Source organism: Finegoldia magna (assembly GCF_002243175.1).
GTDB classification, from domain to species: domain Bacteria; phylum Bacillota; class Clostridia; order Tissierellales; family Peptoniphilaceae; genus Finegoldia; species Finegoldia magna_J.
In genome coordinates, this window is record NZ_NDYF01000006.1 from 1 (window position 1) to 8,672 (window position 8,672).

The 8,672-nt window shown below is 33.3% G+C and carries 7 protein-coding genes and 2 pseudogenes; 8 read left to right on the forward strand and 1 reads right to left on the reverse strand.

Annotation, left to right across the window (positions count from 1 at the left end):
- From B9N53_RS09545 to lepB, 8 genes and pseudogenes are all read left to right on the forward strand, one after another.
- A pseudogene (locus tag B9N53_RS09545) lies at positions 1-75 on the forward strand (IS200/IS605 family transposase); the annotation flags it as partial.
- Between the two features lie 271 nt (positions 76-346).
- Positions 347-1,441: a non-hydrolyzing UDP-N-acetylglucosamine 2-epimerase gene (gene wecB, locus B9N53_RS01730; RefSeq protein ID WP_094203434.1), complete on the forward strand. Its 1,095-nt coding sequence runs from the start codon at positions 347-349 to the stop codon at positions 1,439-1,441.
- Positions 1,441-2,658 carry a glycosyltransferase family 4 protein gene (locus tag B9N53_RS01735; RefSeq protein ID WP_094203435.1) on the forward strand — a complete coding sequence of 406 codons (1,218 nt, stop codon included), beginning with the start codon at positions 1,441-1,443 and terminating at the stop codon, positions 2,656-2,658. The genes wecB and B9N53_RS01735 overlap by 1 nt, the downstream gene beginning before the upstream one ends.
- 78 nt (positions 2,659-2,736) lie before the next feature.
- The gene (locus B9N53_RS01740; RefSeq protein WP_094203436.1) at positions 2,737-3,510 is read left to right on the forward strand and encodes an FAD binding domain-containing protein; all 774 of its coding nucleotides are present in this window, start codon (positions 2,737-2,739) and stop codon (positions 3,508-3,510) included.
- Complete coding sequence (locus B9N53_RS01745; RefSeq protein WP_094203437.1) at positions 3,507-3,968, forward strand: (2Fe-2S)-binding protein; 462 nt, start codon at positions 3,507-3,509, stop codon at positions 3,966-3,968. Before B9N53_RS01740 ends, B9N53_RS01745 begins: the two co-directional genes overlap by 4 nt.
- A complete protein-coding gene (locus tag B9N53_RS01750) occupies positions 3,955-6,228 on the forward strand; it encodes a xanthine dehydrogenase family protein molybdopterin-binding subunit (RefSeq protein ID WP_242432385.1) in 2,274 nt (757 codons plus the stop codon). Before B9N53_RS01745 ends, B9N53_RS01750 begins: the two co-directional genes overlap by 14 nt.
- A 314-nt stretch (positions 6,229-6,542) precedes the next feature.
- Entirely contained in the window at positions 6,543-7,829 is a 1,287-nt protein-coding gene (locus B9N53_RS01755) for a dicarboxylate/amino acid:cation symporter (protein WP_094203439.1), read from the forward strand.
- A 105-nt stretch (positions 7,830-7,934) separates the two neighbouring features.
- A complete protein-coding gene (gene lepB, locus B9N53_RS01760) occupies positions 7,935-8,462 on the forward strand; it encodes a signal peptidase I (protein ID WP_094203440.1) in 528 nt (175 codons plus the stop codon).
- 135 nt (positions 8,463-8,597) lie between these two features.
- Here lepB and B9N53_RS09550 read toward each other — a convergent pair.
- Positions 8,598-8,672, reverse strand: a pseudogene (locus B9N53_RS09550) (IS200/IS605 family transposase); the annotation flags it as partial.

Here is an 8,672-nt window from a genome sequence, read left to right on the forward strand (position 1 = left end):
GAAGATTATATAGCGGACCAAATAAGTTTGAAAGAGTATATAGACCCATTTACTGGGAAAAAGAATAAAAAATAAAAAGAAGAAAGAGGCGCTTTAGCGTCAATTGAGAATGTAGTGCAGCTGTCGGGCATTCAATATGCACAAGGTGCATTGCAGGCAACAGCCCCTTATAGGGGCAGAGCAAACCACCAGCTAAGCTGGTGGTTATGATTGTTAAGTTGTCTGAAATTTTCTCAATTGAAATTGACAAATTATATGTGATATAATTAATTGTTAGAAACGGATTAAATGTTTAAATTTAAAGATTTTAGACTAATAAATATAATATTTAAAATAGGAGAAAAAATTGAAAATTGTTACAGTAGTTGGTGCTAGGCCACAATTTATAAAAGCGGCTATGGTATCCAAAAAATTAAGAAAAAATTTTGATGAAGTAATGATACATACTGGTCAACATTTTGACTATAATATGTCCGAAGTCTTCTTTGAAGAAATGAATATTCCTTATCCAGATTATAACCTTGGAATTTCTGGGGGAACCCACGGCGAAATGACTGGTAAAATGTTAATCGAAATCGAAAAAATATTGATTAAAGAACAACCAGATATGGTTTTATTATACGGAGATACGAATTCAACATTGGCAGGAGCATTGGCAGCAGTGAAGCTTCATATTCCGATTTGTCACGTTGAAGCAGGTAATAGATTGGGTACACTTGATAATCCGGAAGAAGTGAACAGAATTATGACTGATCATTCTTCTAAAGTTTTATGCTGCTGTACTGAATCGGCGCTTAGTTTTTTGAAAAAAGAAGGATTGTCAGACAGAGCGACTTTAGTTGGAGATCCAATGTACGATGCTTTCTTGGAATATTCTAATCAAGTTGGCGATAAAATTCCTGAAAAAATGATAGATTTGGATGGAGAAGAAGTAGATCTTCCAGAAAGTTTTTACTATTTAACTTGCCACAGAGCAGAAAATACTGCATCTATAAAGCCTTTGTCAGAAATACTTGCTGCAATGGAAGAATTGGACGAAAAATGTATATATCCAGTGCATCCTAGAAATCAAAAAATGGTGCAAGAGCTTTCTGATAAACACAACTATACAAATATAATTTTCTGCAAACCTGTGGGTTACATGATGAGTGTGTACCTAGTTAATCACGCGAAGAAAATTGTGACTGATTCGGGCGGATTGCAAAGAGAAGCTTACTTTGCTAGAAAACAATGTGTGACCATTTTTGATCATATTGTGTGGCCAGAAACTATGACTGAAAAGAGAAATCAATTATCAAAACCTAACAAGGATGAGATTTTGAAATTATTAAATGAAAAAGTTGATTTTGAAAACTATGATTATCCTTTCGGTGATGGTCATTCTAGCAAAAAAATTATTGAATGTATCAAAAGTTATTTTAATAAATCAGAGGGAAATTAATGAATATCTTATATATTAACCATTATGCAGGTTCTCCTGAAATGGGGATGGAGTTTAGAACCTATTATTTGGCTTCAGAATGGGTGAAAATGGGTCACAATGTGACGATAATCGCGGGAGATTATTCCCATTTGAGAAGAAAAAATCCTGAAGTTACAGAAGATTTTCAAACAGAAATAATCGACGGGATAAAATACATGTGGATTAAGACTGGAGAATACGATGGAAATGGCGTAAAAAGAGCTATGAGTATGTTCAGATTTGTATCTACACTCAAAAAAAATGCTAAGGAAATTGTCGAAAATGAAAATCCTGATGTGGTAATAACTTCTTCAACTTATCCATTGGATACATTTGCTGGTCAAAAGATGAAAAAAATCAAGAAGGATATAAAATTAGTACACGAAATTCACGATATGTGGCCTATTACATTGATAGAAGTGGGAAATATGTCCAAATATCATCCTTTTGTAGTGATGATGCAAATCGGAGAAAATTCTTTCTGCAAAAACTCGGATTACGTGTGTTCATTACTTCCAGCAGCAAAAGATTATTTGATTAAGCATGGAATGAAAGCTGAGAAATTCTTCCACGTTCCAAATGGCATCGTGGAATCTGAATGGGAAAATTACGACAAAATCCCAGAAGATTATGTGAAAATTTTCAATAAAATCCACAGCGAAGGGAAAAAAGTTATATGCTTTTTCGGAAGTCATACCAAATCATATTGTTTGGATAATTTGGCAAAAGCTGCTATTGATAATGATGATGTGGCAGCTGTGTTCATAGGTGGTGGAATATACAAGAAAGAGTTGATGGAGAAGTATTCCAAATACGAAGATAGTATTTATTTCTTGGATTCTATATCTAAGACATCAATTCCAGATTTGTTCAACTACATTGATGCGACTTATGTTGCTGCGATGGATAATGATATGTTCAGATACGGAGTATGTATGAACAAATTATTTGACTCAATGATGGGCGCAAAACCAATTATTTATGCGATTAATGCTCCTAATAATTATATTGTGGATTATAATTGTGGGATAAATGTTGAGTCTGAAAACTTGGAAGAATTGAAAAAAGGAATAGAAAAGTTTGTGAATTTAGATGAAGAAACATTAAATCAAATGGGCAAAAATGGTAGAAAAGCCATTGAAGAAAACTTCACTTATCACAAATTAGCAGAAAAGTTTTTAAAAGGATTGGAATAACATGCGCTAGTCGGTTGTCTAAAGATAGCCGACTATTTTTGTGATATAATATAGACTGATTAAAATCAAGGAGTGGTTATGTTTACATTAAGAGATTTCAAAAGTCCAGAAACATTGGATGAAGCTTATGAGTTATTGATGAAATCAAAAATGAATAAAATTTTGGGTGGATGTCATTTTCTTAAAGCAGGCAGTCGTTCTTACAATGTTGGGATTGATTTGTCAAAATTAGATTTAAATTACATAAAAGTTGAAGACGATGAAATAAAAATCGGAGCAACTACTACATACAGAGATTTGGAATACAATGATTTCTTTAAAGAATTTTGTGACGGAATTATTCCTAAATCTTTGAAAAGAATTGTGTCAACTCAACTAAGAAACACTGCGCAAGTTGGAGCAAGTGTGTTTTCACGATATGCATTTTCTGATTTTTTGCCGGTATTGTTACTATTAGATGCAAAAGTTAGACTTTACAATAATGGTGTGATGAGTGTTGAAGAATTTCTAAATTCAGAGATCAAAAAGGATATTTTAGTAGAAGTAATAATTCCAAACAAAAACATTCATTGCGTACAAATCGTTCAAAGACTTTGCTGTAAGGATTTTCCAATTGCCATTGTAAGTGTTTCTAAAATAGATGGGAAATACAAGGTAGTATTTGGTGCGAGACCTCAAAAAGCGATGGTTATGAGAGGTGTTTCTGATGAGATTAATGCTAATGGATTCGATAGAGAAAAGACATTGGAATTAATTGATGAGTATATAGGGTCAAATAACAAAGCGAAGAAAAAATACAGAAAACTTTTATTTGTTGGATTATTGGAAAAAGCGTTAGGTGAATTGCAATGATTATAGAATTAAATGTTAACAATAAAAATCATATAGCTAGTGTTGATTGCGATACTACTTTGTACAATGTGCTTCGCGATTTAGGTTATAAGTCGGTAAAGTGTGGTTGTACTACATCAAATTGTGGTCTTTGCACTGTGTGGCTGGATGATGTTCCAGTACTTTCTTGTTCTGTTTTGGCGTTAAGATGTGAAGGCAAAAAGATTATAACTTTGGAAGGTATTTCTGATAGCCAAAGAAAATTCGGAGAACTTTTGACTGAAGAAGGTGGGGAACAATGCGGTTTTTGTTCACCAGGGTTCATTATGAATGTTTTGAGTTTGAAAAAAACTATAAAAAATCCTACAGATGAAGAAATCGAAGATTATTTGATGGGAAATTTATGCAGATGTACAGGTTATGCTTCTCAAATGAGAGCTATAAAGAAATATTTGGAGATTGATGATGAAGATAAATAAAAATTTCAAAAAAATAGATTCAAATTCATTAGTTACTGGTAAACCTGTCTATACAGAGGATTTGAAAGATCCTAACGCACTTATTATAAAGTTGATGAGAAGTCCGTATGCAAGATGTGAAATATTAGAAATAGACAAATCAAAAGCAGAAGCAATGGATGGAATTGTTGCAGTGTACACTTATGAAGATGTTTTCGACAATAAATTTACATTGGCAGGACAATCTTATCCAGAACCAAGCCCATACGATATGTCGATTTTGTCAAAAAATATTAGATATATGAGAGAGCCTGTAGCAATTGTAGTTGGAGTTAACGAAAAAGTTTGTAACCAAGCTATGAAGAGAATTAAAATTAAATACGATGTGAAAACTCCATTACTTGATTACACAAAAGCTATCGACAATGAAATTGTCGTTCACGAAGAAGACGTGTTCTTCAATGGGCCAACGAAAGTTTTTGGTTACGATACGAAAAGGAATATAGTTGGCGAAAAGAAGGAATCTTGGGGCGAAGATGTCGACAAGGTAATGAGTGAATGTGATGTCGTATTAGAAGATACTTTTACAACTAAAGCACAAGCACATTGCATGATGGAAACTTACAGATCGTATTGTTACATGGATCAATTTAATAGATTGTGTTGCATTACATCTACACAAGTTCCATTCCACATCAAAAGACAATTATCTGTTGCGTTGGGAATTAGCGATTCAAGAATCAGAATTATAAAACCAAGAGTAGGTGGAGGATTCGGTGGTAAACAAACAAGTGTAACAGAAATTTATCCTGGATTTGTAACTTTAAAAACAGGAAAGCCATCAATTCTTGTATTTGACAGAGAAGAAACTTTTGAAGCTTCAAACTCACGCCACCAAATGAAAGTCAAAGTTAAAATAGGTGCAAAAAAAGATGGGACAATTGAAGCTTGTGACATTTATGCGTTATCTGATCAAGGCGCTTACGGTTATCACGCGTTTACAACTTTGAATTTAGTTGGTAACAAAACACTTCCATTGTACAGCAGAATGAGAGCCGCTAGATTTTTCGGACAAGTTGTATACACTAACAAACTTCCTGGAGGAGCTTTTCGTGGTTACGGTGCAGTTCAAGGAACATTTGCATTAGAATCCATGGTAAATAAATTAGCCAAAGAATTAAACATGGATCCAGTTGAGCTAAGACTTAAAAACACTGTTCGTGAAGGAGAAAAAACTCTAGCTTACGGAATAGATGTCAAAAGTTGCAAATTAAATGAATGCATCGAAAAAGGAAGAGAAATGATTGAATGGGATAAGTATTATCCTTTCAAAGAAGAAAAAGATAAAATAATTTCTGTTGGAATGGCAATTGCTCAACAAGGAAGTGGAATTCAAAACGTCGATACTTCAACAGTTGAAGTGAGGTTAAACGAACAAGGTGATTATACATTGTTGATGAGTCCTACAGATGTTGGACAAGGAACGGATTCAATCATGGTGAATTTGGCAAATGAAGTGTTGCAATGTGGAATGGACAATATTATTCCAATAATCGCAGACACTGATATAACTCCATTTGATCCGGGAAGTTATGCATCAAGTGGTGTGTATATAACAGGAAGTGCAGTTGTACGTGCGTGTGAAAATTTGTTAAATAAAATCAAAAAACGTGTTGCCATGAGATTTGAAACTTCTGTGGAATGGTTAGAAATTAGAAATCAAGAAGTTTATTTGCAAGATAAAAAATTAATTGCAATCAAAGATTTGGCTAGAGATTTATCAACTGGACCAAACGGTATGCAATTAATTGGCGTAGGAAACTTCGATTCAAAAACATCACCACCACCATATATGGCAGGATTTGCAAAAATAAGTATCGACAAATTAACAGGAGAAATCAAAGTAGAAGATTATGCAGCGGTTGTCGATTGCGGAACTGTTATGAATACAAAATTGGCTACGGTTCAAGTTGAAGGAGGAATTGCACAATCGATAGGATATGCTTTGTATGAAGATTCATTGTGGGATGATGAAGGAAGATTAAAAGAACATTCATTTATTTCGTATAATTTACCTTCAAGAAAAGATATCGGAAATATTCACGTTGATTTTTGTGAAAGTTATGAGCCTACAGGTCCATTCGGAGCAAAATCAATTGGAGAAATAGTTTCGAACACACCTGCACCAGCTATCAATGGAGCGATATTAAACGCACTTGGTTGCACTTTTGATACTCTTCCAATAAAAGCTGAAGATGTTTTATTAAAAATGTATGAATAGATTTTAAGTCAGAGGTTAAAATCCTCTGATTTTTTATTGAAAATATTTAAAAAATTAAATAATTCATATATATAACAGTGGTAGATAAAATAAGCATTATTTTCACAAAATATCAAACGATTTTCATTAGTAGTATTAGGGATATGTATTTTCTCATATAAAAATTTTTTCGCAAAAAAATCGTAAGAAAAATCAAAATTACTGAATAATGTGCAGAATTAAGTAAATAAAATTTGCAAAATTTAAAATTAAATTTGAAAATTGTACTCAATATACTATAATATATAACTATAAAATAAAAAAGGGGTGTATACATGAAATTTGTAGCATTAGCAGTTACTTTAGTATTATTTGCTTTATTGATGTTCATGTCTAAGAAGAAAATGAACTTCGGTACAAGAACAATTGTAGCTGCAATTCTAGGTATTATAGTAGGATTTATTTTTAAAGGAAACACAGAATATGTAAAAGTATTTGGATCTATCTATGCTAATTTATTATTTGCAATAGTAATTCCATTATTATTCACATCAATTGTTAGTACTGTAGTTTCTTTGGAAAGTATAGAAAAAATGAAGAAAATCGGAACAAAAACAATTGGTATTTTAAGTTTACACAATGTTTTAGGTTCTCTTATAGGTTTGATTTTAGGGGTTGCATTTAAAATTGGACAAGGAAGTTCATTAACTTTGGCAGCAGATGCAAAAGCTAAGGAAGTTCCAACTTTTGCGGAAACTTTTGTAAATTTCTTCCCAGATAATGTTTTGGGAAATGCAGCAGAAGCAAAAGTAGTTCCTATAATTGTATTTTCTGTTCTTTTGGGATTAGCTATATTGCAATTAGAAGAAAGAGGAGAAGGAGAAAAAGCAAAACCATTTTTGAGTTTTATAGACTCAGCTGCAGCAGTTATTTTTAGATTTACAGGAATGATTATAGACTTCACTCCTTACGCTGTATTGGCTTTGATGGCGAACGCTGTTAGTAGAACTGATATGGCTAGCATGATGCCGTTGATTGTTGTGTTGATATTGACTTATGTTGCATCAATTTTCCATTCATATATCACAACTGGAGCTCTTTTGGCGATATTTGCAAAGGTAAATCCAATCAAATTCTTCAAAAAATTCTGGCCAGTTCAATTGATTGCATTCTCCACACAATCTTCTGTGGGATGTATTCCGGCAAATACTGAAAATTTAACAAATAAATTAGGCGTTTCTGAAAAGATTGCAACTTTCGTTGCTTCGACAGGTGCAACAGTTGGGATGCCTGGTTGTGCAGGATTTTGGCCTGTATTATCTGCGATTTTGACAATTAATGTTATGGGAATTCACTATTCATTTGGACAATATGTAATGCTAATATTAGTAGCGTTGGCAGTGTCTTTGGGTACAGTCGGAGTTCCTGGAACTGCAACAATCACAACTACTGCAGTGTTTGCAGCAATGGGTCTTCCTGTTGAAATGGTTGTGTTGATGAGTCCTATTTCTATGCTTGCAGATATGGGTAGAACTGCTACAAATGTTACAGCAGCAGGTTCTTCAGCAGTTATAGTTGCGGCAAGTGAAGGCGAATTAGACAGAGAAGTTTTTAATTCATAAATTTTTACAAATAATTTATAATACGATAATAAATTAGCAACCTTTACACATTTACTGATTAGTATTATAATCAAATTAGTAAATATTAGAAAGGGAATTGTAAATATGACAGAAAAAGCAAAATCTTTTTTTGAGTGGTTATTTGTAATAGGAATTGCCATTGTGTTGGCATTACTGCTTAGAAATTTTGTTATTAGCACAACTCATGTTGAAGGAAATAGCATGAATCCTACAATTGAAAACGGGGATAGGATTTTCGTCAACAGAATGGGGATTTTTAAGAACAAATTAAAGCGAGGTAACATTATAGAACTTCACGCACCGGATAAATCTGGTCGTGACTACATTAAAAGAATTGTAGCATTACCTGGCGATACTGTTGAATTAAAAAACAATAAAGTATACGTCAATAACGAACAATTGAATGAAAATTATACAAGTAGTCAAACGACTCTTGTTTCAGGAAATGAAACAAAATGGAAATTGGGAGAAGATGAGTATTTTGTTTTGGGGGATAACAGACTCCCACGAGAATCGAACGATAGCAGAATATTCGGACCGATAAACAAAAAAGACATAGTTGGTAGAGCTTTTTTGAGATATTTCCCATTTAATAAATTTGGAGTACTATAATCATAACCACCAGCTTAGCTGGTGGTTTGCTCTGCCCCTATAAGGGGCTGTTGCCTGCAATGCACCTTGTGCATATTGAATGTCCGACAGCTGCACTACATTCTCAATTGACGCTAAAGCGCCTCTTTCTTCTTTTTATTTTTTATTCTTTTTCCCAGTAAATGGGTCTATATACTCTTTCAAACTTATTTGGTCCGCTATATAATCTTC

What these genes read in the sequence shown, in the direction of transcription:
- B9N53_RS01735 (WP_094203435.1), top strand. Translation starts at nt 1,441, where the DNA reads ATGAATATCTTATATATTAACCATTATGCAGGTTCTCCTGAAATGGGG.
- B9N53_RS01740 (WP_094203436.1), top strand. Translation starts at nt 2,737, where the DNA reads ATGTTTACATTAAGAGATTTCAAAAGTCCAGAAACATTGGATGAAGCT.
- B9N53_RS01745 (WP_094203437.1), top strand. Translation starts at nt 3,507, where the DNA reads ATGATTATAGAATTAAATGTTAACAATAAAAATCATATAGCTAGTGTT.
- B9N53_RS01750 (WP_242432385.1), top strand. Translation starts at nt 3,955, where the DNA reads ATGAAGATAAATAAAAATTTCAAAAAAATAGATTCAAATTCATTAGTT.
- B9N53_RS01755 (WP_094203439.1), top strand. Translation starts at nt 6,543, where the DNA reads ATGAAATTTGTAGCATTAGCAGTTACTTTAGTATTATTTGCTTTATTG.
- lepB (WP_094203440.1), top strand. Translation starts at nt 7,935, where the DNA reads ATGACAGAAAAAGCAAAATCTTTTTTTGAGTGGTTATTTGTAATAGGA.